This window comes from Pedobacter sp. FW305-3-2-15-E-R2A2, assembly GCF_038446955.1.
Lineage (GTDB): Bacteria > Bacteroidota > Bacteroidia > Sphingobacteriales > Sphingobacteriaceae > Pedobacter.
Window position 1 is genome coordinate 1,397,666 of the sequence record NZ_CP151803.1, and the last position, 21,588, is coordinate 1,419,253.

A 21,588-nucleotide genomic window follows, 5' to 3' on the forward strand; every position below is an offset into this window, starting at 1 on the left:
TTCTTAACCCAGATTAAGTTTTTAGGCGAAATCTCCAGGTATCTTTATATTAACTCCAGGGGAGAGATCGAAAATTCAATCTAAATGTGAGCTCAATTAAAAACTATGAAGAATTACAACCAACTTCCGCAATTATACCTGAGAATCGCTGTAGGTATTGGCTTTATCATTCCTGTATTAGACCGTCTTGGCTGGCTCGGGCCGGCGGGAAGTAAAAATATTGGTTGGGGGAACTGGGATAATTTTGTGGCTTATACGAATACCTTATTGCCCTTTTTGGGGCGGCCTGCAGCTAATGTGATGGGAGGAGTCGCTACATTGGCCGAGATCCTCTTTGGAATTATGCTGATCATTGGCTTGAAAACCCGTGTAGCAGCTCTTGGTAGTTTCCTGCTTACCCTGAGCTTTGCCTTATGTATGGCAGTATTCCTAGGCTTTAAAGCCCCTTTAAACTATTCGGTATTTGCAGTGAGTGCGGCCTGTCTTTTACTGAGCACAATTCCTGGCTATAAATGGAGTCTTGATGAATACTTTTCTAAAGGGAGAGCAACAGGGCATCTTCTTTAAATAGAAAAGGAGGAAATCTTAAGATCTCCTCCTTTTCATTAACTCCCGAATTGCTCAGGATCGGTCAATTATTTTTTTACAAACTCAGTGTTTGCATTTAATGTTACTTCATCGCTTAACATGGCATTTGCATATTTAGTTCCGAATCCGAAAGCTGCTCTTTTAATTGTTCCGGTAACTTTGAAACCTGCAGTTTCTTTTTTAGACATTGGATTGGTGGTTACACCTCTTAATGTCGCATCTAAAGTGATGGGTTTAGTTACACCGTGAAAAGTTAAGTTTCCGTTCACTTTGAATTTGTTGGCAGAAACTTTCTTCACTGAAGTGCTTTTAAACGATAATTTCGGGAATTTCGCGGCATCAAAGAAATCTGCGCCTTTCAAATGCTCATCTCTTTTATCATTGTCTGTATTTACTGAATTTACGTCTGCAGTCAGTTCAACTATGGCATCAGAAAAATCAGGTTTTGATGCAGTGATGGTCGACTGAAAGTTTTTGAAAGATCCTTCTACATCAGTGATCATTAAGTGGGTAACTACAAATCCTAATTTTGAATGTGAGGTGTCAGCTTCCCATGTAGCAGGTGCAACAGCTTTGAAAGCGAAAAGGGCAGTACTTAAAACTGCAGCCAATAAGAATAACTTTTTCATAATCTTTTATTTTTTTGAGTTGGGGTATCGCCTTCAGCTGTTTTATAATTATGGAAACAGGCGCAGACTTTGTCTAATAATTTGATGCAAATTGAACGAATTGCCATTGTTAAATCATTGATCTATGGTAAGAAATGAAAATAATCTACTTGATTTCTAGATTTTTTAATGTAGTTAAACGATAATTTTGCTTTGTTAGATGGACTGGATAGAGCCGCATTTAAGAAGGATTTACCACTCAATAATAAAGAATGGCTCGAAATACTTACTGAATATTTTATATTTAAAATTAAATAATGTTCTTTGTTTTTATTAGATTAGACAGTGAATCATAAGTATAAAGAGCGGCTATGGAACTAAAAGAAAACGATACAGAAAAACAAAAAATAAGGAGCTTAAAAATTCAACCTCAAATCAGACAGAACCGATTGAGTCAAAAAACCGTTCCGGAGATTAAGCTCAGTGGCAAATGGCTTAATGACTTAGGTTTTACCCCGGCACATTACGTGACGGTTACTGCCGAAGAAAAAATGTTGATCATCAGGTTGGTGGAGTAACCGGAATATATTCCGGTTACTCATGTAATACCAGAATTGCTTTTACAGACTTGTTCATGACCTGGTTAACAGTGCTGCGGGTAAACAGGCGATACAAAATGTTGTGGTGATGTTTAACCAGGCATAGGATATCTGTATGGCTTTCTGTGATGAATTCCATAATTCCGTGACTTGCGCTGCTATCGCTTATGTAATTGAAATCAATATCCGTGTTTTGATCAATCAATTTTCTAATCCTGCGTTCTCCTGTTTTGATATGAGCCTGGTCGGATTTTTCAGCCACATAAACAACTTGTATCTTTTTGGAATTAAATCCTTTGATCATTTCATTGAGCGCATTTATATCTTTTGGAGATAACCTGGTTTCATAGTCTGTGGCCAGTGTAATCAATGGCTCGGTAGGAAATATGCTCTCCAGCGGAATAATCAGTGTCGGAATTTTCAACTTGGTAACGATCATACTGGCATTGCTTCCTACAATGCCACTGATTCCTGTTGATCCGGTAATTCCCATCACCAGTAATTCAACAGCATTATTTTTTACGTGTTTACCAATTACTGTTTTTAAAAAACCGACATCACAAATACTGCTCACTTTTACCCCAGCATTAGCTTTATCCTTACTGAAAGCCGCAGCCCATTCTTTTAATGCATCTCTCTTATTTTGATAATAATCTTCGATGAAAATGGCATTGTAAGTGCTGTTATTTATACCCTCAGTAGGGTGGATGGCATGTATGGCAACGATTTCCATCTGCAGGATTTTAGCCAGGGTCATGGCATAAGCCATCGCGTTGCTTGCACTATTTGAAAAATCTGTGGCAACAAGTATTTGTTTCATTTTTTCAGATTAAGAGGTCATTAAATATAGCCCAACAGGACTAAATAAACAGGTGGAAAAACATAAACAACAAAAGAGATAAGGCGATGGATACCGGAAGGGTGAGCACCCAGGCGAGACCAATATTTTTTAGCGTATTGCTGTTCAGGTTCCCTTTGCCGCCAGAGGCCACCATGGCACCTGCAATCCCGCTGGACAATACATGTGTAGTGCTGACAGGGAGGCCTAATCCGGTGCTAAGTCCTATGGTAGAAGCAGCAACGATTTCGGAAGTCACACCTTGTGCATAGTTTAAATGCTCGTTTCCGATTTTTTCTCCAATAGTCACAACGATTCTTTTCCAACCGATCATGGTCCCAAGTCCCAGGGAGACGGATATGATGGCGATCACCCAGATGGGGGCGAAATCGGTCAGCTTTTTTAAGCCAATCGAAGATTCAGATAGGGTATCTTGCGCCTCTTTCGGGAGTACAATGGATTTGTCGGCCGTGATGTTCTTTAGAGAATGAACCACATTTTCTACTTCCTTTCTAAAACGATACGTCTTTTCTTTATCTTGCTCATTTTTCAGGGCGAGGTGCAGTTTTGTATTTTCTATATCTGCGATTAATTTATGAAAGGCTTCTGTCTGTGCCGCCGTTATTCCCGAAGTATTTTTCAACACCTGCTCGGCCTGATTTAATTCAAACAGCACTTTGTCGTTTGAAATGGCATGGTTGATCGCGAACTTCGCGGGTACAAAAGCAATTAAAATCAACATAAATAAGCCAACTCCTTTCTGTCCGTCATTGCTCCCATGAAAAAAGCTGACCAGGGTACAGGTGATGATCAGTAGAATTCTGATCAATATCGGTGGCCGGTCATCCTCACCAGTTGGAATGTGAAATAAGGCGTTGTATTTAATCACATGCTTTAAGAAATACATGAGTAATACTGCAAAACCAAAGCCAACAAGGGGGGAGAGGATCAGTGACAGACCTATTTCTTCTGCTTTGCCCCAATTCACTCCGGCACCGCCGTAATACCAGGTAAAAGCCAGTCCGGCGCCAATCATCGCCCCGATCATGGTATGTGAACTGGAGCAGGGGATGCCAAGGTACCAGGTGCCCAGGTTCCAGGCGATGGAAGCAAGTAAAATCGAAAGCACCAGGCAGGCACCAACAGCAATAGGAAGGGTCATGAGGCTATCCAGGGGAACGAGCTTTAAAATACCCATCGCCACTGCAATACCTCCGCTGAAAACACCTAGGAAATTCCAAAAACCAGACCATGGGATTGCAATGACCGGTTTTAATGCTTTGGTATAAATCACGGTTGCTACTGCATTTGCGGTATCATGAAAGCCATTCACGAACTCAAAGCCGATAACAGCCAGTAAGCAGACGATAAAAACCAGGAAGAGCGGAATGCTTAAATCAATGGCGCCTAAGAAAGGAATGGTCATATTAAGAAATACAGGCATAATGTTTACGATGATCATCTTGCAGATATGCGATTAATTGAATTACGTTCAAATAACTGCATAAGTCGTTGGTTTAAAGAGTTTTTGGTGTTAAGTAATTGTTATGATATCGTTGTCTGTCTTTATTGCAGGTGAATTTATCTTGCTTAGCCGGTAGGATTATAAATTCATACGGTTCAGTCTGAAATTTCTACACTTCATCAGTTATTTGTCTTTTTTAGGCCGGCAGATACTCAGTTTTGTACCATGGTTAAACCCATTTATACAAAGGCTTATGTTGACAGGTAATTTTGAAAATAAGACAAACATGCAGATCATGGGTGATGCCCTGGATTTGGCAGAGCTGCAAAAAACATTATATAAAGTAACCTCTCTGGTTGCCGGCTATAAACTGGAAGATTCTGATCTGTTTCTATTGCTTACCCATTTTTCTCAAAAGACAGAATCTGCATGGTGGGCTGGGAGTCCGGGAAGAAATTCGGTCTATGGCAAAGCAGAAGTCAATTACTATAGCTTTGAAACTTCCCCAATGGAAGTCTTGGTACTGAGTAGTGTGTTAAGAGAACTTTCCCCTTTCCTGATGATAAATGAGCTGGATGAGGTCAATATTTACCTGTTGGAGTACCTCGCTAAAAGAGCCCAGTCCAATATGGATCAAAGGGAGGTAGGAACGATTAAAGAACGCATTCGTCAAAGTATGGAGTCCTCAGGGATTAAACGCTTTATACAGGATTTCAGGTGCTATAGTAACCATACACAGGAGCAATCAGAAGAAATGTCACTCCAAACCATGACTGGGTATTTGATTCCTTTAATCGCTGGATTGTTTGTCCGGATTTAACTCATGTTATGAATAATAACGCATATACACTCATTACAGGTGCCAGTTCCGGACTTGGGAGGGAATTCTCGATACAATGTGCTTCGATGGGAATGAATGTCATGATGATTGCGCTTCCCGGAAGTAATACCTTTTCGCTGGCAGCCCAATTAATAATGGAGTATAAGGTTGATGTTCAGGTCTTCGAATTTGACCTGACGGATAGCTATTTGCTGGTTAAGACGCTAAATGAGCTGATGAATAACTTTGAGATCAATTTTCTGATTAATAACGCAGGGATTGGCGGAACGGTTTCGATTATGGAAAGTTCCATGGAATCTATTGATAGAATTATTCAGCTTAATGTTCGGGGGACGGTGCTGGTTACTCAGACTTTATTACCGCACCTCCTAAAACAGCAAAAAAGCCACATCCTGAACATTTCCAGTATGGCCGCTTTTACACCGATAGCATATAAAACAGTATATCCCGCTTCCAAAGCCTTCATTTCTTCCTTTTTTTTAGGGCTTAGAGAAGAGTTACAGGGAACAGGGGTTTCGGTGAGCGTAGTTTATCCGGGTCCCATCATGACCAATTCAGGTGTTTCCGCCCGAATTGTGGAACAAGGAATGAAAGGGAGGGTAGGACTGCTCAGTACAAAGGAGATTGCAGGCATTGCGCTCAGGCAGGCGCTTGCAGGGAAGGGAGTTATTATCCCGGGTTTTTGGAACCGGATTAATCATCGTTTGATGAGTCTCCTTCCCACAGAAATAAAACTTAGAATCGTATCAGGGGCAGTGAAAAAAGAAATGGCAATTAGATAGATGCAGAAAATAAAGAAAGTATTGATTACCGGAGCCAATGGTTTTCTAGGATCGAATGTCGCAAGGGATTTGTATAGGCGAGGATATGAACTGAAACTAATGATCCGGCCTTCGGCTGATGTTTCGGTTATTGCGGATATTCCTTCGGAGATTTTTTATGGAGATATCAGTAATGAAGGGGATGTGATGAAGGCTGTGGAGGGTTGTAATTTTGTCGTTCATACGGCATCGGTGACTGCGCAATGGGATGTCACTTTTAAAGCGTATGAACTGGTGAATGTAACCGGAACAAAAAATGTTGTGAAAGCTTGTCTGGCGCATCAGGTGGAAAGGCTGATTCACATCAGTACCGCTAATACCATTGGTCCTGGAAATAAAAATAAACCAGGTACTGAACTGAATTCTTTCGCTTTACTCCATGTGAATTCCGGATACATTAGCAGTAAATACATTGCACAACAGTATGTCCTGGAGCAGGTCGAGCGGTCAAAATTACCGGCGATCATTATTAATCCGACTTTTATGATAGGACCATACGATGCAAAACCCAGTTCTGGTAAACTGATCTTGCATGGCATGAATAAGCGTTTCGTTTTTTATCCGCCGGGTGGTAAGAATTTTGTATACATCGGTGATGTATGTGCAGGGATCGCCAGCGCATTGGAAATTGGAAAGATTGGGGATTGCTATTTAATGGCGGGAGAAAATCTATCCTATAAAGAGTTTTTCCGGCTATTGAATAAGGCTTCTGGTCAGGAACCGATATTGGTCAAAATCCCTGGATTTGTTTTAAAAGTTGGAGGAATAATAGGTACATTGTCTGGTATCTTTAGTCCGGTATCCCGAAAATTGAACTATTCCGCTACCTATATGCTGTGTATATATAATTACTATTCCGGAAAGAAATCCGAAAGAGAGTTGCTGCTGAATTATACCCCTATAGAAAATGCGATAGACAAGGCCTTAAAATGGTTCCGGGAGAATAATTACTGTTAAGCAATGAGATGGATAAATTAATCATGTTCTGTTTTTAAAGATGAATACAGCAAAGGTGGAATCTGTTTTCCAAAGTAAATGGTTTGTTTATGGACTGAGAATCCTGATTCTATACCTGTTCAGTGTGGTCTTTAAGTCTTTTGATCTGACTTTTCCTCATAATTTCAGTACCTTTCTATTTAGGGGGCAGGCATTTAGTTTGATGTATGTGCTCTTCGGATTGTTGGTTTGGGAAGGCGCGATTTTACTTTCCCGATGGATGGAGCGGAATACCTCAAAAGAAAATGTTTCCAGACGGTTATTGCTGTTGTGCTTATCATTGCTGGTTTACGGATTGATCGTTTCCTTTCTGTTTGGCTTATGTTATTCCGTGTTCGACATCGTCTTGTTTCATCGCTACGACGCCTGGGATAGTTTCAGCTCCCTCAGCTATGACCTTTATTTTGGGATCTTTATGTTCTATCTCTTATTGCTGGGGTATAACGGAATCGCTTTCTATTATAAAAACTGGAAGGAATCACAATTGAATACGGAAAGGTTGATGCGCGAAAATATTCAGGCCAAATATGATGTATTAAAAAGTCAGATCGATCCGCATTTCTTTTTTAATTCCTTAAGTGTATTGACCAACCTGGTTTATAAAAGCCCGGATCTCTCTGCCGAATACATCACTCAACTGGCGAAAAGCTACCGCTATATCCTGGATAAGAAATTTGAAAACCTGGTATCTATCCAGACTGAACTGGAATTTCTGGAATCCTATTCTTTTCTCATTCGGATCAGGCATCAAAGTAGTATAGAATTTGATATTCAGATCAATGAAAATATAAAGTATATTGGTCTGATTCCTCCGGCAACTTTGCAAATGCTGGTAGAAAATGCCGTTAAGCACAATCGTTTTTCCGCAAATGATCCGCTCCATATCCGCATCAGAGATGAAGGGAGTTTTTTAATCGTGACAAATGACCTCCGGAAAAGAGCGGTCGTTCAGAATTCGATAGGACTCGGCCTGGATAATATTGGCAAGCGGTATGAATTAACCGGTGAAAAAAGAATTGAGGTCACAGAAACGAAAACATTGTTTATTGTCAAAATCCCTATTTTAACTACTCATGAAGATTATCATATTTGAGGATGAAAAACATAATGCAGAAAGACTGATTCATTTACTGCAGCAATGTGTTCCCATTTTAGAGGTAATTGCTGTTATTGAATCCGTTGAAGAAGGTGTGAAATGGTTTAACACATCTGTCGGCCAGGCAGATTTGATCTTTATGGATATCCAGCTTTCCGATGGCAATTGTTTTGAAATGTTTGAGCAGGTTGACATCAGAATCCCGATCATATTTACCACGGCTTATGACAGCTTTGCCCTTCAGGCGTTTAAGGTTTATAGTGTGGATTATCTGATGAAACCTATAGATCTGAAGGATCTGAAAAGGGCATTGGAGAAATATGAATACTTTAAATTACCGACAGAACCAGCCGTCAACATCTCCAGAATTGCAGAAGAATTTTTTAAAAGGGAGCATACCCGGTTTATGGGGAAGATTAACAACCAGCTGGTTTATGTCAAGGCTAAAGACATTGCTTATCTCCATTCTTCTGATGGACTCACCTGGGCAATAACGCTGAACAATCAAAAGACACCACTTGATTATTCATTAGATCAGATTGAGAAGTTGTTGGACAAAAACTTATTTTTCCGGATCAACAGGCAGCTCATCGTTCATATCGATGCCATTAAAAAGATTACGACTTATTACAATAGCCGATTGGTGATTCAGTTGTTTCCTTTAATGGATACGGAGGCCGTCATTAGCAGGGAAAGAGTCAGTAGTTTTAAGAGCTGGCTGGAAGGACAAATGCCGCCCTCCTGAGGGCCATTCTGTTGATTTCCTGACGTTTCTTCCTTTATACATGATAATTATTAATAAATTTGCACTCCATCATATTTTTGGAGGAAAATTTAATGAAATCTATGTTTGTCAATAAATCCGGTGAAACTTCAAAGAATCTCCGTAAACTTTTTATCCTATTCCTGATCTTTACCTTTCTCATTGCTGCAGGTTCTTTATTACTCAGACACTCTATCTTCCAAAAACTAGATACGTTAAGCGAGAATTTAAGGGGACATTCACAGGCGCAGGAGATCAGTAACATCTTGTTGGATCTGAATGGTGCAGAAAGTGATTTTCAACAGGCCATTTTGTATGGACAGAATGAAAAATTAGAAGACTATAAATCAAAGCTTAATAATACCTTTCTTCAGATTGAAGCCATTCTGAAGAAATACGACCTGGACAGTACCAGGAATTTATCCGCAAGTAAGGAAAAAATCGGAAAATCTTTTGAAGAAAAATTGCAGATCTCCAATGAAGTTTTTGGATTGAAACATAATTTTGATTCTTTATTAAGAATCACCAATATTGAGAGCATTACCGGAAAAGCTTCAAATGATATCATTGAAAAATATCAATTGAAAAGTACGGTGAAGAGAAGCTCTGGAAAAGCCGATACTTCGGTACGCATGATCAATCCGCAGCCTAATAAGAAAGGGCTTTTCAAGCGTTTACAGGATGCGATCGTGAACAAGCAGGAAAATGCACAATCCATCAGGGTCGTTACGGTGAACAGGGAAAAGCAAATTCGCGATTCCATTAGCCGTTCTGTGATTAAGAAACAAAGCAATTCACAGGAGAATTTACTTAGAAAATTAAATGAAGAGAACGGGCGACTGGCGAAATCAAATCAGCAGCTCATTTCTGCCAACCTCAGCCTGGTCATTCAGCTACATCAACTTGTTCAGGAATTGAAAGACATTCATCTCAACGATTGGGAGAAAACAAGAACGGAAATGCTGAATCAGTACCAATCGGCTACCAAAGACATGAACAATTTCACGGGAATTGCAGTGCTGATGGTGTTGATCTTTATTATTTTGCTGATTGTATATATCCGTAAAGCGGGAATGTCCGAGGATAATTATATCCGGGAAAATGAAAGAGCGGTTGCCCTTGCAGAACAGAAATCCGAAATGCTGGCGATCATGAGTCATGAAATCAGGAACCCACTCACCACGATTACAGGGATTATCTATTTGCTGAACCGGACGCCACTTACAGATGATCAGAAAAAGAAACTCAACTCGATTAATTTATCGTCGAGTATGCTGATCAATACCGTAAATGATATTCTTGATGTCAGCAAGATTGACAATCAACAAGAAGGGGCGCTAAACATTGTTTCTTTTCAGCCTTGCGTTGAAATCAAAGATACCATTGCAGCCATGAGCTTTACCGCAGAACGGAAACAGATTTCGCTGACCGCAGAATTTACCGGAAACGAAGAGGCAATGGTAAAAGGAGATCCTTTTCGTTTGAAACAAATTATGATCAACCTGCTGAATAATGCGGTAAAGTATACGGATCAGGGTGGCGTAGTGGTCAAAGTTAATCTAAGTAGCATAGATGAGCAGACCGAGAGCTTAAAGGTTAGTATCATTGATACAGGAATAGGCATTCCTAAAGAACAGCAGGGAAAGCTATTTACGAGGTATTACCAGGCAAATCGTTCTGCAGGTAAGCCGGGAACAGGCTTGGGCCTATATATCTGCCGCCAGCTGATCGACATTCAAAATGGCCATATCAGTGTCGAAAGTGAAGCTGGAAAAGGATGCCATTTTAAATTTGATCTTCCTTATCAGAAAACGGAGTAATTTTTCCGATGCTTCTTATTCTATCGGGTAATTAGTAACTTTAGGTACATTTAAAACATGAGATATGAGATACATTTCGTTATTACTTCTTTTCACAGCGATTTCCTTTTCCGGGTTTTCCCAAACAAGTGATGCTATTTTAGGAAAATGGATAAATTCTTCAGGTGAAGCGCACATAGACATTTCCAAAAAAGGAGATAAATTTTTCGGTAAAATTGTATGGTTGAAAGCGCCTAAAGATGAAAAAGGGCAGCCTAAACTGGATGTGAAAAATCCGGAAGCAAATTTAAAAACAAGACCGATTCTGGGCCTTGAAATGTTAAAAGACTTTGTTTATGATGATGGTAAATGGGTTGATGGAAAGATTTATGATCCAAAAACCGGAAAAACATACAGCTGTAATATGAACATTAAAGCCAATGGTGACTTAAATGTCAGAGGATATATTGGCATCTCATTGATAGGTAGATCTGACACCTGGAAAAGAGCTAAATAGATGAAGAGACTAATTTATTGTTTGTTATTCCTCCCATTATTCGGTTTTGCACAAACTTACGACCTGATCCCGTTGACTTCAGGAGCAAATACCAGTTTAAGAGGAATGAGTATTGTCTCTGATCAGGTGGCATGGGTAAGCGGAAGTAATGGCCATATTGGCAGAACAGTAGACGGAGGTAAGACCTGGGACTGGATCAAACCTGTGGGTTATGAGAAGCTTGATTTTAGAGATATTGAAGCTTTTGATGCGGATAAAGCGATTGCAGTGAATGCAGGTTCGCCCGCTTATATTCTGATGACCATCGATGGTGGTAAAACCTGGAAAGAAAATTACAAGAATCTGGATACCGCTATATTTTTAGATGGAATGGACTTTTGGAATGATCAGCGTGGAATTGTCTTTGGTGATCCCATCAATAATAAAATGCAGCTTTTAAGAACGATTGATGGAGGTGTATCCTGGAATGATATTTCCGATAATTTACAGGCAAAAATGGGTGTTGGTGAAGCTGCTTTTGCGGCCAGCGGATCTACCATTCAGACCAAAGGAAATGGAAAGGTTTGGATTGCTACCGGAGGCAAGGTCTCTAATATCTATTACTCGAGTAATTTTGGTTCTACCTGGCAGATCTTTGAATGCCCGATTTTACAGGGAGAAAGCAGTACAGGGCCCTTTTCTATGTCTTTCTTTGATGAAGATAAAGGTGTGGTTGTTGGTGGGAATTACCTGAAAGATAAAGAGAATGAGAACAATGTTTTACTCACTACTAATGGCGGTAAAACATGGACTAAACCTGCAAAGCCAGTAGATGGTTATCGATCCGGTGTAACTTATATCAGCGAAAAGACTTTAATTGCTGCGGGAACTTCAGGAATAGATGTTTCTTCTGATGGGGGAAAATACTGGTATAACATCTCCGGAATGAACCTGAATGTTGTTCAGAAATCAAAAAAAGGCGATCTGATCCTGCTTGCCGGAAATAAAGGGCAAATTTATCAGTTAGTCATCACTGCAAAATAAGGCTATGCTAAGTAAAATTCACCATATCGCGATTATTTGCAGAGATTATAACGTTTCAAAAGCCTTTTACATAGATGTTTTAGGCCTTACGGTGATCAGAGAGGTCTATCGGGAAGAAAGGGATTCCTATAAACTGGACCTTGCCCTTAACGGGGAATACATTATAGAGCTTTTTTCTTTTCCAAAACCTCCCGAACGACCATCGAGGCCTGAAGCTGCCGGTTTAAGGCATCTTGCGTTTCAGGTTGATGATTTAAATCTTGTTGTAAAAACATTGGAACAAAAAGGAGTGTTGGCAGAACCCATCAGAATTGACGAGTTTACCGGAAAGCGATTTACTTTCATTGCTGATCCCGATGGTTTGCCTATAGAGTTCTATGAAAAATAATTTTTAACGATGATATAATAAACCCGGGATTTTGGCGTCTATATATATGAGAGCGTTAATTTAGATGACGGGGATGTGGCTGGAAGCTGTATCCCCGTTTTTTTATGTCCAAAAAAAAGCCTGCCGGAAGGCAAGCTTTTGATGACGTCATGGACGGATTCGAACCGCCGTTGAAGGTTTTGCAGACCCATACCTAACCACTCGGCCACATGACTATATAGGGTATTCCATGATTTACAGCAGCAAATATATATAAAGTATACTAAATTAGTAGATTTTATTTTACTTTTCTTAAGCAGGTTAAAATGAAGGAAGCGCTTTGTAGGCGAAACGAGTTGGTAATTAATAGGTTACAATTTGTATAGGATGATTGTAAGTGTTTATTAGTGAACTGATTATGTTTTGTTTGTAGTAGGTAAGTAGGGTCCTTGGATCTTAAAATCTGATGTTTTGATCCTTTCTGTAGTGGCTGTGTAGGCCCGGCAATATGTACAATTTTTTTTCGGCTGATATAGATTTGAGTAACCAAATATATTCATCCCTATGAAAAAAAGTCTGATTTTGACAGGCTGCGCCATGCTTTGTGCAGTCTTGTTCTCCTGTAAAAAGGAACTCCGGTCCAATTCCAACTTAGATCTGAACGAAAAAACAACTGTCCGTGCAAATGAATCTGTGAGCATTTGGATGACGACGACAGACAAAAGTAAATTACTGCAATCCCAGAACAACGTCACCTTTTCGGCAGATGCAGGAACAAATCCAAATACCATTGTCGTTGACGAAAATACCAGCTATCAGGGGATCGACGGTTTTGGATTTACGCTGACCGGCGGAAGTGCTTCACTCCTAAATGGTCTTGGTGCAACACAAAAGAACAATTTATTGCAGGAGTTATTTGCTACCTCCGGGAATAATATCGGAATCAGCTACCTGAGGATTACCATCGGCGCATCTGATCTCAGTGCCAGTCCTTTTACCTATAATGAAGTCGCTGCAGGACAAACGGACAACAGCCTTAACAACTTTAGTATTGCTCCGGAAATGACAGACCTGATTCCGATATTAAAAAGCATTATTGCGATCAACCCTTCGATTAAAATTCTTGGCAGTCCCTGGACGGCTCCAAGGTGGATGAAAACCAATGGCAATTATGTTGGAGGAAGTTTGAATACCACATATTACGATGCCTATGCAAGATATTTCGTTAAATACATTCTTGCAATGCGTGCCCAGGGAATTATCATCGATGCGATTACCCCTCAAAATGAACCTTTAAATCCCTACAACAACCCGAGTATGGTCATGCAGGCTTCAGAGCAGGCAGCGTTCATTAAGAACAACCTTGGGCCGCAGTTTAGTGCCAATAATATCAGTACTAAAATCATTTCCTACGACCATAATGCAGATCGTCCGGATTATCCAATTGCCATTTTGAATGATGCTGCCGCCAGAAATTATGTCGACGGCTCTGCTTTTCATCTTTACGGAGGAAATATCAGCGCCTTAACAGAAGTGCATAACGCCTATCCCAACAAAAATATCTATTTCACAGAACAATGGGTGGGAGGCCCCAGTAATTTCGCTGGTGATCTGCAGTGGCATGTAAACACCTTGATTATTGGCGCAACCAGGAACTGGAGCCGAAATGTATTGGAATGGAACCTTGCTGCTGATCAAAACTATGGTCCACATACTAATGGTGGCTGTAGCACCTGTGAAGGAGCCTTAACGATCAACGGCAGCAACGTATCCAGAAATGTGTCTTATTATATCATTGCTCATGCTTCGAAGTTTGCCAGGCCCGGAGCAACAAGGATCAGTTCTAATATTGCAGGAAGCTTTCAGAATGTGGCTTTTAAAAACGCAGATGGAACCAAAGTGCTGATCGTTTCCAACAGCGGATCTGGTAGTGGCACTTTTAAAGTAAAATGGGGCACGCAGTCTTTTAGTTATACACTTCCTGCAGGAGCGGTCGCGACTTTCAAATGGTCGGGTTCGACCTCTGGAAATCCGGGGACTGCACCTATAGGTCAGGTGGTTTCCCTTAGAGGAATGAACAATCAATTTGTCAGCGGAGAAAATGGTGCTTCTCCAATGTGGTGTAACAGAACCAGTGCGGGAGATTGGGAGAAATTCACAGTAATCGATGCTGGGGGAGGGAAAATTGCGCTAAGAAGTATGAACAAATACGTTTCCTCAGAAAATGGTGCCGCTCCGTTAACCTGCAGCAGAACGACTATTGAAGATTGGGAGAAATTCGACTGGATCGTTAATGCTGACGGGAAAATATCCCTCCGTGGAAATAATGGCCTTTACGTTTCTTCTGAAAATGGGGCAAATGCAATGACTTGTACCAGGCCCTCAATTTCAGGATGGGAAGCATTTAGTCTAAACTAATCATAACCAAATCTAATCATCAAACCCTAAAACAATGAAAAAAGTAAACCTGATGATCTGCCTGCTGGCAGTTTCACAAATTCTGACGGCCTGTAAAAAGGACCTTAAAACTGCTGGAGCAGAAAACGATCAACTCACTGCCCCAAGGGCCCTAACCTATCAGCAGGTCTGGTCGGATGAATTCGACGGAAATGCGGTGAACACGAATAACTGGAGCTTCGAAACCGGTGGCGGTGGATGGGGCAATAATGAAAAACAGTTTTACCAGGCAGAGAATGCCACCGTTTCCGGGGGTAACCTGGTGATCACTGCAAAAAAACAAAGTGTTGGCGGCTTGCCCTATACTTCTGCCAGATTGATCAGTAAAGGAAAACGGGAATATAAATACGGGCGTTTCGAGGCCAGGATTAAATTGCCACAGGGGCAGGGACAATGGCCAGCCTTCTGGATGTTGGGTGCTAATATTGGACCGACTCCATGGCCCAAATGCGGTGAAATTGACATCATGGAAAACACCAATACTTCAAATACCGTATTGGGAACGATGCATTGGTTCAGTAACCAGTATACTTATTATGGAGGAAATACGAATACCACACCTACTAATTACCATGTCTATCGGGTAGACTGGACGCCGAGCTCCATTACCTGGTTTGTAGATAATGTTCAATTTCATGTCGCCAATATTGAAAACAACATCAATGGAACAGAGGAGTTTCACGATCCATTCTTTTTGCTGCTCAATCTGGCTGTCGGAGGTAACCTACCCGGACAAAATATTGATGAAAGCCGGTTACCCGCGAGTATGTACGTGGATTATGTAAAGGTATATCAGCTGACCGAAGGATCATCTAATCCGCCTATAGGTCAGACGATTTCTCTGAAAGGGATCAATAACCTGTTTGTGAGCGGTCTGAATGGAGGAGGCCCCATGATGTGCGACCGGACAACTTCGCAAGACTGGGAGAAATTTACAGTTGTAGATGCCGGAGCTGGTAAAGTGGCTTTAAGAAGCATGAATAAATATGTATCCTCAGAAAACGGAGCAGCCCCGATCACCTGTAACAGAACTACCATCAGCGATTGGGAAAAATTCGATTGGATCGTTAATGCTGATGGGAAAATATCCCTAAGAGGTAATAATGGGCGGTATATTTCTTCTGAAAACGGCACCACTTCAATGACCTGTAACAGAACAACCATCTCCGGATGGGAAGCATTTAGTTTATAATGGCCGTCACCATGAAAAGATACCTGATCTATGTTTTGTTAATGTTTTGTTGCTTTTCTGCCTATGGACAGTCGGCTGAGGAACAGCGAAAAAGGTGGACTTTTGCTTTTTATGGTGATGACAGCTCCGAGAATTTTCAATGGTCAATTGCTGGCAACAGCAATGGGCAAAATCCTAATGTTTTATCAGAAGTTATCTGGACGAAATTGAAGGGAGCAGGTGTGGGACTGGATGTAGATTTAAATATCTGGTCCCATATTTTCTTTAAAGGCAGCTACCATAAAGCTTTTATCCGAAGCGGAAGGGCTACCGATCATGATTATGCAGCGGATGACCGGACTCAGCCAACCTACAGTGCCTTTTTAAAAAGCAATGAAGGGCATACTTCCCGTTATTCAATCGCTCTGGCCTATAAGATTAAGCTCCATGAACTGCTGACTGTAATGCCTCAGGCAGGGTATGCGAACAATGGGCAGAAGCTTTCGCTAAAGAATTTTGAAGAAGGAAAAGGAGGGAAGGAGCTGAACAGCAGTTATCAGACCGATTGGAAGGGTCCGGTTGTTGGCTTTGACCTGCAGGTCGCAAAGCTGCGGCGAATTAATTTGAATGCAGGATTCAGTTATCAGCAACTTCATTACACTGGCCGGGCTGATTGGAACCTGATTGATGCTTTTGATCATCCACTGAGTTTCAAACATACCGCGAAAGGTTTTGAAAGTCAGGTTTTATTGCGCCTGAGCTTCAAAATCAATTCCATATGCGCTGCTTATTTAAGGGGAGAATACCGTTATGCCGAAACGGGGAAAGGAATCGATCAGCTCTTCCTGGCAGATGGGCAGGAGCGGGAATCCCAATTCAACGGAGCCTTGAGGAAAGTAAAAGGAATAGGCGCCGGCATTATTTTTAGCCTCAGATAAGGTTTATTTCGCATTTTGCTTTAAGATAGATTCGAGCAAAAAGCTTGATTCCTGTTCCGGACTAATCAGATCCTGAAGAGAAACTTTATCTAATAGCTGATCTACAGTCAGCTGAATCATTTGCCATAAGGAACGAACAGAACAGTCGATAGAATTGGTGCAGAGCGTTACTGCGCCTGGATATTCTTCACAAAAAGCTTTATTGAACAGGGCACCGCCAAGAACTTTCAACACCTTATTGATGTTGACCTGATCAGCAGGTTGTGCAAGTACATATCCTCCCTTATATCCGGGGGTACTGTTGATGTATCCCGAGATGCGCAGCATTCTGGTTAACTTGGCCACATAAGCAGTGGAGAGGCCTTCTGCTTCGCTGAGGGCAGGAATACTGATGCCTTCCCCGTTTTCATGCCTGGCAATCCGAAGGAGTACCCTCAATCCATATTCTTCCTGGGCTGTAATTTTCATTAGTATATCTTGTTTTTTCGGTTATGAAGAGATCATCAACATGTTCATTGCACTTTGTAAGCGGCATGCTGATGATGGTTTCATTGTTATTGTTTTTTTGTATTCATGAGTCCGTCAGGTTTATCGCTTACATCATTCCCAGTTCCAGCCTTGCAGCCTCAGACATCATGTCCTTATTCCATGGTGGTGTCCAGGTTACTTCCACCGATACTTCGTTGACACCTTCAATTTGTCTTACTTTCTGTTCCACTTCAACCGGAATGTCCTGTGCTGCCGGACAACCCGGAGCGGTAAGGGTCATGACGATCTGTACGTTATTAAATGGTGTCATCACTTCCGTTTCATAGATCAGCCCAAGTTCATAGATGCTGACCGGTATTTCGGGGTCATATATGGTCTGCAGGCAGTCAATTACTTTTTGTTTTAATTCCTCTTTATCCATGATCTATTTCTTTTCTAATCCCTGAATCGTTTGGTAAGCGAAGGCATAATTTTTCATTTGTTTAATCATTGCCAGCAGCCCGTTAGAACGGGTTTGTGCCAGGTGAGTCATCATTCCTATTTCCCGGATAAAGTCCAGTCTGGCTTCCAGAATTTCTTCAGGGCGATGTCCCGATAATACTTTGATGAGCATGCTCACCAAACCTTTTACGATCACCGCATCACTGTCTGCTTTAAAAAATACCCGGCCATCTTCATGTGCTGCGGCCAGCCAAACGGTAGACTGGCAACCCTTAATTTTATTGTCTGCGATCTTATATTCTTCTTCCAGTGCAGGGAGTTTTTTCCCCAGGTCAATAATGTACTCATATTTATCTTCCCAGCTGTCAAACAGGGAGAAATCTTCGATAATCTCTTTTTCTATTTCGAGAATTGGTTGCTGACTCATCAGGATAACATTTTAATGGATTTGTGCATACCTGCAATCAGGATATCTATTTCTTCTTTGGTATTGTAAAGTGCAAAGGAAGCCCTAACAGTTCCTGGAATACCAAAACGTTTCATTAGTGGTTGTGTACAATGGTGTCCTGTTCTTACTGCAATTCCCAGATTATCCAGCAAAATGCCAATGTCCTGAGGGTGGATGCCTTTAACGATGAAAGAAACCAGACTTACCTTTTCTTTGGCTTTCCCAATGATGCGCAAACCAGGAATGTTTTCCAACTGTGCCGTTGCATAAACCAATAGCTCGTTTTCATGCTTTCTGATGGCAGCCTTACCTATATTTTGAATGTAGTCCAATGCTGTTTTTAAGGCAATGGTATCAGCAATGTTTGGTGTGCCTGCTTCATATTTATAAGGAAGGTCATTATAGGTCGTTTCTTCAAAAGTGACTTCCTTAATCATTTCTCCGCCACCGTGGAATACCGGCATGCTGTCCAGCAATTCCTTTTTTCCGTAAAGTACACCGATCCCTGTTGGCGCATATACTTTATGGCCCGAAAAGGCAAAGAAGTCGCAATCCAGCGCCTGAACATCAATGTCCAGGTGTACTGCAGACTGTGCCCCGTCTACCAATACTTTTGCACCTACCGCATGTGCGGCATCAATCATTTCTTTTACCGGATTCACCGTTCCCAGGGCATTGGAGACCTGAACAATGGAAACCAGTTTGGTTTTCTCTGTCAACAGGCTGTTGTAATTCTCCATAGAGAGTTCCCCTTCCTCGCTAACTGGAATCACCTTTAATACGGCATTTTTCTCCTGACAAAGGATTTGCCATGGGACGATATTCGAATGGTGTTCCATTCCGGAAATCAGGATTTCATCACCAGCTTTTAGGTGCTGACGACCCCAGGTATAAGCTACGAGATTGATTCCTTCTGTCGTCCCCCTGCTGAAGATAATTTCTTCTGCCGATGCTGCTCCAATGAACTCCTGTACTGCAAAACGTGTGGCCTCATAGGCCAAAGTCGCTTCTTCAGCGAGGGTATGGATGCCACGGTGAATGTTCGCGTTATAACGCCCATAATAATCACTCAGCGCATCAATTACGCATTGTGGCTTTTGGGAGGTCGCAGCATTGTCCAGATAAACCAATGGTTTATCATTTACCGTTCTGCTGAGAATGGGAAACTGGGACCTGATTGCTTGCAGGTCTAAATCCAGTGCTATGGAATCTATCTGTGTCATTTTATGATATAGATAAGTGTTCGTAAATCAGTTCTGCTATATGATTGCGTAAGGGCTCCGGTTTAATCTGATCCAGGATATCAGCTGCATAAGCCTCCAATAATAATACTTCTGCCGCTTCCTTAGGAATTCCCCTTGCCCTTAGGTAGAACAAAGCTTCTTCATCCAGTTGACCAACGGTACAGCCGTGTGAACATTTGACATCGTCTGCAAAAATCTCCAGTTGCGGTTTGGTATTGATGGTCGCCTGATCAGATAAGATGATGTTTTTGTTGGATTGGTAGGCATTTGTCTTCTGTGCATCAGGTTGTACAATGATTCTTCCACTGAAAACACCTGTCGAATCATCACCCGCAATTCCTTTATAGAGCTGGTTACTAAAGCAGTTTGGCCGTTTATTGTCTACTAAGGTATGGTTGTCTACATGACTCTTCCCTTTTAGGAGGTACAATCCATAAAGATGGGTTTCGTTACCTGCAGCATCCAGTATCAGGTTCAGGTTGTTGCGAATTACGCCACCGTTCAGAGAAACCACTACTGTATGTACATAACTTCTGCCAATCTGGTGAATATGTGTGCTGCCTACCTGACTGGCATTTAAACCGTCGTGTTGGATTTTATAATATTCTACAAACGCATTTTCCTTCACCACTACTTCCAGGACCTCATTGGTAAAGCTTTCTGCTGTACCTAGTGTGGTATAAGTTTCCGTTAGCTGTAATTTTGCATTTTCTTCTACAAAGATCAAACTGCGGGGTTGAGAAAGTGTGTTTTGCTGCCTTGCATCCGCAATATGGTAGATATAAACCGGGTGCGTTAATTGCTGTCCTTTAGGGATCAAAAGAAACAGACCGTCCTGTATAAAAGAGGTATTCAGGGCATGGATTCCGTCCTTCAGGTATTCACTGCTTTGTCCCAGGTGCGCTTTAACCAGCTGCTCATATTTCCCTTTTGCAGCTTCTTCCAAAGCTAAGATGACCAGTTGAGATTCCCTAGAACGAATGGTCGACAGGGCAGGGACAAATCTTCCGTTCACGAAAACCAGTTCATTGGCCTGCTCATGGCCCGCCAGGCGAATGGCATCTATATCCGAAAGCTGAACCGCCGGGGCCTCGTTTGCAAACTGATAATCTTTGTCAAATAAACTGCTGATATTGGTGTATTTCCATTCTTCCAACTTGTAAGTCGGTAAGCCTGATTTGTTAAAGGTTTGGAAACCATCGGTTCTGAGTTCAGCAATGGCAGTTGCGGGACCGGAGTCCTGAAGTTGCTCAAACTGATCTTTAAAATAATTTACATTCGTCATTATCTTCCTTTTTTGATGATGATCTGCTTACAGACTGGCTGCTAAATCTGCTTCATCCGTAATAAAATCGTATCCTTTATCTTCCAGTTCCAATGCCAGTTCTTTCGTTCCGGATTTTACAATCTTTCCGTTGTAAAGGACATGCACATAATCAGGTTGAATATAATCCAGCAAGCGTTGATAGTGGGTGATGAGCAAAATAGCACGGTTTTCATTTCTCAGCTTATTGATCCCGTTTGCCACGATGCGTAAAGCATCAATGTCGAGTCCTGAATCTGTTTCATCAAGGATGGCCAGTTTGGGCTCTAACATCGCCATCTGAAAAACTTCATTTCTTTTCTTTTCTCCACCGGAGAAACCTTCATTGATGGAACGGCTAAGGAGTGATTGATCGATTTCCACTAAAGCCATCTTTTGCTTCATCATTTTTAAGAAGGCCACTGCATCTAAGGGTTCTTCACCCTGATACTTACGTTTTTCATTTACGGCAGCTTTAATGAAATTGGTGGTGCTTACTCCGGGGATTTCTACAGGGTATTGAAAGGCAAGGAAAAGGCCTTCGCGTGCCCTGTCTTCTGTAGAAAGCTCCAATAAATCTTTTTCCAGGAAGGTCACTTCACCTTCAGTTACTTCATATTCTTCTCTTCCTGCAAGTACGGAGGCAAGGGTACTTTTGCCGGAACCATTAGGTCCCATAATGGCATGAACTTCTCCCGCTTTAATCTCAAGGTTAATTCCTTTCAGGATTTCCTTACCTTCAATATTTGCGTGTATATTTTTAATTGATAACATGT

The 21,588-nt window shown here is 41.4% G+C and carries 23 protein-coding genes and 1 tRNA gene; 14 read left to right on the top strand and 10 right to left on the bottom strand.

Annotation, left to right across the window (positions count from 1 at the left end; all coding sequences use genetic code 11):
* The first annotated feature begins 105 nt into the window (after nucleotides 1-105).
* Entirely contained in the window at nucleotides 106-567 is a 462-nt protein-coding gene (locus AAFF35_RS05815; RefSeq protein ID WP_342331460.1) for a DoxX family protein, read from the top strand.
* 68 nt (nucleotides 568-635) lie between these two features.
* On the opposite strand, the gene AAFF35_RS05820 is transcribed toward AAFF35_RS05815, so the two are convergent.
* Nucleotides 636-1,217 (bottom strand): YceI family protein, encoded by a 582-nt coding sequence (locus AAFF35_RS05820; protein ID WP_342331461.1) that lies wholly within the window; start codon nucleotides 1,215-1,217, stop codon nucleotides 636-638.
* A 350-nt stretch (nucleotides 1,218-1,567) separates the two neighbouring features.
* On the opposite strand from AAFF35_RS05820, the gene AAFF35_RS05825 reads away from it, so the two are divergent.
* On the top strand, nucleotides 1,568-1,774 hold the full coding sequence (locus AAFF35_RS05825; protein ID WP_342331462.1) for a SymE family type I addiction module toxin: 207 nt from the start codon (nucleotides 1,568-1,570) through the stop codon (nucleotides 1,772-1,774).
* A gap of 16 nt (nucleotides 1,775-1,790) precedes the next feature.
* Here the strand turns inward: AAFF35_RS05825 and AAFF35_RS05830 are convergent, their stop codons facing one another.
* Nucleotides 1,791-2,615 (bottom strand): universal stress protein, encoded by an 825-nt coding sequence (locus tag AAFF35_RS05830; RefSeq protein ID WP_342331464.1) that lies wholly within the window; start codon nucleotides 2,613-2,615, stop codon nucleotides 1,791-1,793.
* Between the two features lie 40 nt (nucleotides 2,616-2,655).
* Complete coding sequence (locus tag AAFF35_RS05835; protein ID WP_342331465.1) at nucleotides 2,656-4,095, bottom strand: inorganic phosphate transporter; 1,440 nt, start codon at nucleotides 4,093-4,095, stop codon at nucleotides 2,656-2,658.
* A 256-nt stretch (nucleotides 4,096-4,351) separates the two neighbouring features.
* Here AAFF35_RS05835 and AAFF35_RS05840 point away from each other — a divergent pair, with 256 nt between their 5' ends.
* The 9 genes from AAFF35_RS05840 (at nucleotide 4,352) to AAFF35_RS05880 (ending at nucleotide 12,342) form a co-directional block, all read left to right on the top strand.
* Nucleotides 4,352-4,918, top strand: coding sequence for a hypothetical protein (locus AAFF35_RS05840; protein ID WP_342331466.1), 567 nt, complete (start codon nucleotides 4,352-4,354; stop codon nucleotides 4,916-4,918).
* Nucleotides 4,919-4,926: 8 nt separating this feature from the next.
* Complete coding sequence (locus tag AAFF35_RS05845) at nucleotides 4,927-5,721, top strand: SDR family NAD(P)-dependent oxidoreductase (protein WP_342331468.1); 795 nt, start codon at nucleotides 4,927-4,929, stop codon at nucleotides 5,719-5,721.
* Complete coding sequence (locus AAFF35_RS05850) at nucleotides 5,722-6,717, top strand: NAD-dependent epimerase/dehydratase family protein (protein WP_342331469.1); 996 nt, start codon at nucleotides 5,722-5,724, stop codon at nucleotides 6,715-6,717.
* Between the two features lie 40 nt (nucleotides 6,718-6,757).
* The gene (locus AAFF35_RS05855) at nucleotides 6,758-7,849 is read left to right on the top strand and encodes a sensor histidine kinase (RefSeq protein WP_342331470.1); all 1,092 of its coding nucleotides are present in this window, start codon (nucleotides 6,758-6,760) and stop codon (nucleotides 7,847-7,849) included.
* Nucleotides 7,830-8,597 carry a LytTR family DNA-binding domain-containing protein gene (locus AAFF35_RS05860; protein ID WP_342331471.1) on the top strand — a complete coding sequence of 256 codons (768 nt, stop codon included), beginning with the start codon at nucleotides 7,830-7,832 and terminating at the stop codon, nucleotides 8,595-8,597. Before AAFF35_RS05855 ends, AAFF35_RS05860 begins: the two co-directional genes overlap by 20 nt.
* A 101-nt stretch (nucleotides 8,598-8,698) precedes the next feature.
* Complete coding sequence (locus AAFF35_RS05865) at nucleotides 8,699-10,435, top strand: HAMP domain-containing sensor histidine kinase (protein ID WP_342331472.1); 1,737 nt, start codon at nucleotides 8,699-8,701, stop codon at nucleotides 10,433-10,435.
* Nucleotides 10,436-10,499: 64 nt separating this feature from the next.
* Nucleotides 10,500-10,931, top strand: coding sequence for a DUF2147 domain-containing protein (locus AAFF35_RS05870; protein WP_342331473.1), 432 nt, complete (start codon nucleotides 10,500-10,502; stop codon nucleotides 10,929-10,931).
* Nucleotides 10,932-11,954 (top strand): YCF48-related protein, encoded by a 1,023-nt coding sequence (locus tag AAFF35_RS05875; protein WP_342331474.1) that lies wholly within the window; start codon nucleotides 10,932-10,934, stop codon nucleotides 11,952-11,954.
* 4 nt (nucleotides 11,955-11,958) lie between these two features.
* Nucleotides 11,959-12,342 (top strand): VOC family protein, encoded by a 384-nt coding sequence (locus AAFF35_RS05880; protein ID WP_342331475.1) that lies wholly within the window; start codon nucleotides 11,959-11,961, stop codon nucleotides 12,340-12,342.
* A 144-nt stretch (nucleotides 12,343-12,486) separates the two neighbouring features.
* Here the strand turns inward: AAFF35_RS05880 and AAFF35_RS05885 are convergent.
* A tRNA-Cys gene (locus AAFF35_RS05885) sits at nucleotides 12,487-12,557 on the bottom strand.
* A gap of 328 nt (nucleotides 12,558-12,885) precedes the next feature.
* Here AAFF35_RS05885 and AAFF35_RS05890 point away from each other — a divergent pair.
* The 3 genes from AAFF35_RS05890 to AAFF35_RS05900 are packed head-to-tail and all read left to right on the top strand — an operon-like array spanning nucleotide 12,886 to nucleotide 16,887.
* Nucleotides 12,886-14,739 (top strand): glycoside hydrolase family 30 beta sandwich domain-containing protein, encoded by a 1,854-nt coding sequence (locus AAFF35_RS05890; RefSeq protein ID WP_342331476.1) that lies wholly within the window; start codon nucleotides 12,886-12,888, stop codon nucleotides 14,737-14,739.
* Between the two features lie 34 nt (nucleotides 14,740-14,773).
* A complete protein-coding gene (locus AAFF35_RS05895) occupies nucleotides 14,774-15,970 on the top strand; it encodes a family 16 glycosylhydrolase (protein ID WP_342331477.1) in 1,197 nt (398 codons plus the stop codon).
* Between the two features lie 11 nt (nucleotides 15,971-15,981).
* Entirely contained in the window at nucleotides 15,982-16,887 is a 906-nt protein-coding gene (locus tag AAFF35_RS05900; protein ID WP_342331478.1) for a hypothetical protein, read from the top strand.
* A 3-nt stretch (nucleotides 16,888-16,890) separates the two neighbouring features.
* Here the strand turns inward: AAFF35_RS05900 and AAFF35_RS05905 are convergent, their stop codons facing one another.
* From AAFF35_RS05905 to sufC, 6 genes are all read right to left on the bottom strand, one after another.
* Entirely contained in the window at nucleotides 16,891-17,355 is a 465-nt protein-coding gene (locus AAFF35_RS05905; protein WP_342331479.1) for an Rrf2 family transcriptional regulator, read from the bottom strand.
* A gap of 127 nt (nucleotides 17,356-17,482) precedes the next feature.
* On the bottom strand, nucleotides 17,483-17,797 hold the full coding sequence (locus AAFF35_RS05910; RefSeq protein ID WP_069380273.1) for an iron-sulfur cluster assembly protein: 315 nt from the start codon (nucleotides 17,795-17,797) through the stop codon (nucleotides 17,483-17,485).
* 3 nt (nucleotides 17,798-17,800) lie between these two features.
* A complete protein-coding gene (locus AAFF35_RS05915) occupies nucleotides 17,801-18,244 on the bottom strand; it encodes a SufE family protein (RefSeq protein ID WP_342331480.1) in 444 nt (147 codons plus the stop codon).
* Nucleotides 18,244-19,488 carry a cysteine desulfurase gene (locus tag AAFF35_RS05920; protein WP_342331481.1) on the bottom strand — a complete coding sequence of 415 codons (1,245 nt, stop codon included), beginning with the start codon at nucleotides 19,486-19,488 and terminating at the stop codon, nucleotides 18,244-18,246. The genes AAFF35_RS05915 and AAFF35_RS05920 overlap by 1 nt, the downstream gene beginning before the upstream one ends.
* Nucleotide 19,489: 1 nt before the next feature.
* Nucleotides 19,490-20,794 (bottom strand): Fe-S cluster assembly protein SufD, encoded by a 1,305-nt coding sequence (gene sufD, locus AAFF35_RS05925; RefSeq protein ID WP_342331482.1) that lies wholly within the window; start codon nucleotides 20,792-20,794, stop codon nucleotides 19,490-19,492.
* Nucleotides 20,795-20,821: 27 nt separating this feature from the next.
* Nucleotides 20,822-21,586: a Fe-S cluster assembly ATPase SufC gene (sufC, locus tag AAFF35_RS05930; protein ID WP_342331483.1), complete on the bottom strand. Its 765-nt coding sequence runs from the start codon at nucleotides 21,584-21,586 to the stop codon at nucleotides 20,822-20,824.
* Between the last annotated feature and the right edge of the window lie 2 nt (nucleotides 21,587-21,588).

Bases quoted from the DNA above. Each gene is read 5' to 3' on its own strand.
- AAFF35_RS05920 (WP_342331481.1), bottom strand. From the start codon at position 19,488: ATGACACAGATAGATTCCATAGCACTGGATTTAGACCTGCAAGCAATC.
- AAFF35_RS05860 (WP_342331471.1), top strand. From the start codon at position 7,830: ATGAAGATTATCATATTTGAGGATGAAAAACATAATGCAGAAAGACTG.
- AAFF35_RS05905 (WP_342331479.1), bottom strand. From the start codon at position 17,355: ATGAAAATTACAGCCCAGGAAGAATATGGATTGAGGGTACTCCTTCGG.
- AAFF35_RS05820 (WP_342331461.1), bottom strand. From the start codon at position 1,217: ATGAAAAAGTTATTCTTATTGGCTGCAGTTTTAAGTACTGCCCTTTTC.
- AAFF35_RS05845 (WP_342331468.1), top strand. From the start codon at position 4,927: ATGAATAATAACGCATATACACTCATTACAGGTGCCAGTTCCGGACTT.
- AAFF35_RS05855 (WP_342331470.1), top strand. From the start codon at position 6,758: ATGAATACAGCAAAGGTGGAATCTGTTTTCCAAAGTAAATGGTTTGTT.
- sufC (WP_342331483.1), bottom strand. From the start codon at position 21,586: ATGTTATCAATTAAAAATATACACGCAAATATTGAAGGTAAGGAAATC.
- AAFF35_RS05830 (WP_342331464.1), bottom strand. From the start codon at position 2,615: ATGAAACAAATACTTGTTGCCACAGATTTTTCAAATAGTGCAAGCAAC.
- AAFF35_RS05880 (WP_342331475.1), top strand. From the start codon at position 11,959: ATGCTAAGTAAAATTCACCATATCGCGATTATTTGCAGAGATTATAAC.
- AAFF35_RS05890 (WP_342331476.1), top strand. From the start codon at position 12,886: ATGAAAAAAAGTCTGATTTTGACAGGCTGCGCCATGCTTTGTGCAGTC.
- AAFF35_RS05875 (WP_342331474.1), top strand. From the start codon at position 10,932: ATGAAGAGACTAATTTATTGTTTGTTATTCCTCCCATTATTCGGTTTT.
- AAFF35_RS05870 (WP_342331473.1), top strand. From the start codon at position 10,500: ATGAGATACATTTCGTTATTACTTCTTTTCACAGCGATTTCCTTTTCC.
- AAFF35_RS05840 (WP_342331466.1), top strand. From the start codon at position 4,352: ATGTTGACAGGTAATTTTGAAAATAAGACAAACATGCAGATCATGGGT.
- AAFF35_RS05910 (WP_069380273.1), bottom strand. From the start codon at position 17,797: ATGGATAAAGAGGAATTAAAACAAAAAGTAATTGACTGCCTGCAGACC.
- AAFF35_RS05900 (WP_342331478.1), top strand. From the start codon at position 15,982: ATGAAAAGATACCTGATCTATGTTTTGTTAATGTTTTGTTGCTTTTCT.
- AAFF35_RS05865 (WP_342331472.1), top strand. From the start codon at position 8,699: ATGTTTGTCAATAAATCCGGTGAAACTTCAAAGAATCTCCGTAAACTT.
- AAFF35_RS05895 (WP_342331477.1), top strand. From the start codon at position 14,774: ATGAAAAAAGTAAACCTGATGATCTGCCTGCTGGCAGTTTCACAAATT.
- AAFF35_RS05850 (WP_342331469.1), top strand. From the start codon at position 5,722: ATGCAGAAAATAAAGAAAGTATTGATTACCGGAGCCAATGGTTTTCTA.
- AAFF35_RS05815 (WP_342331460.1), top strand. From the start codon at position 106: ATGAAGAATTACAACCAACTTCCGCAATTATACCTGAGAATCGCTGTA.
- AAFF35_RS05825 (WP_342331462.1), top strand. From the start codon at position 1,568: ATGGAACTAAAAGAAAACGATACAGAAAAACAAAAAATAAGGAGCTTA.
- AAFF35_RS05915 (WP_342331480.1), bottom strand. From the start codon at position 18,244: ATGAGTCAGCAACCAATTCTCGAAATAGAAAAAGAGATTATCGAAGAT.
- sufD (WP_342331482.1), bottom strand. From the start codon at position 20,794: ATGACGAATGTAAATTATTTTAAAGATCAGTTTGAGCAACTTCAGGAC.
- AAFF35_RS05835 (WP_342331465.1), bottom strand. From the start codon at position 4,095: ATGATCATCGTAAACATTATGCCTGTATTTCTTAATATGACCATTCCT.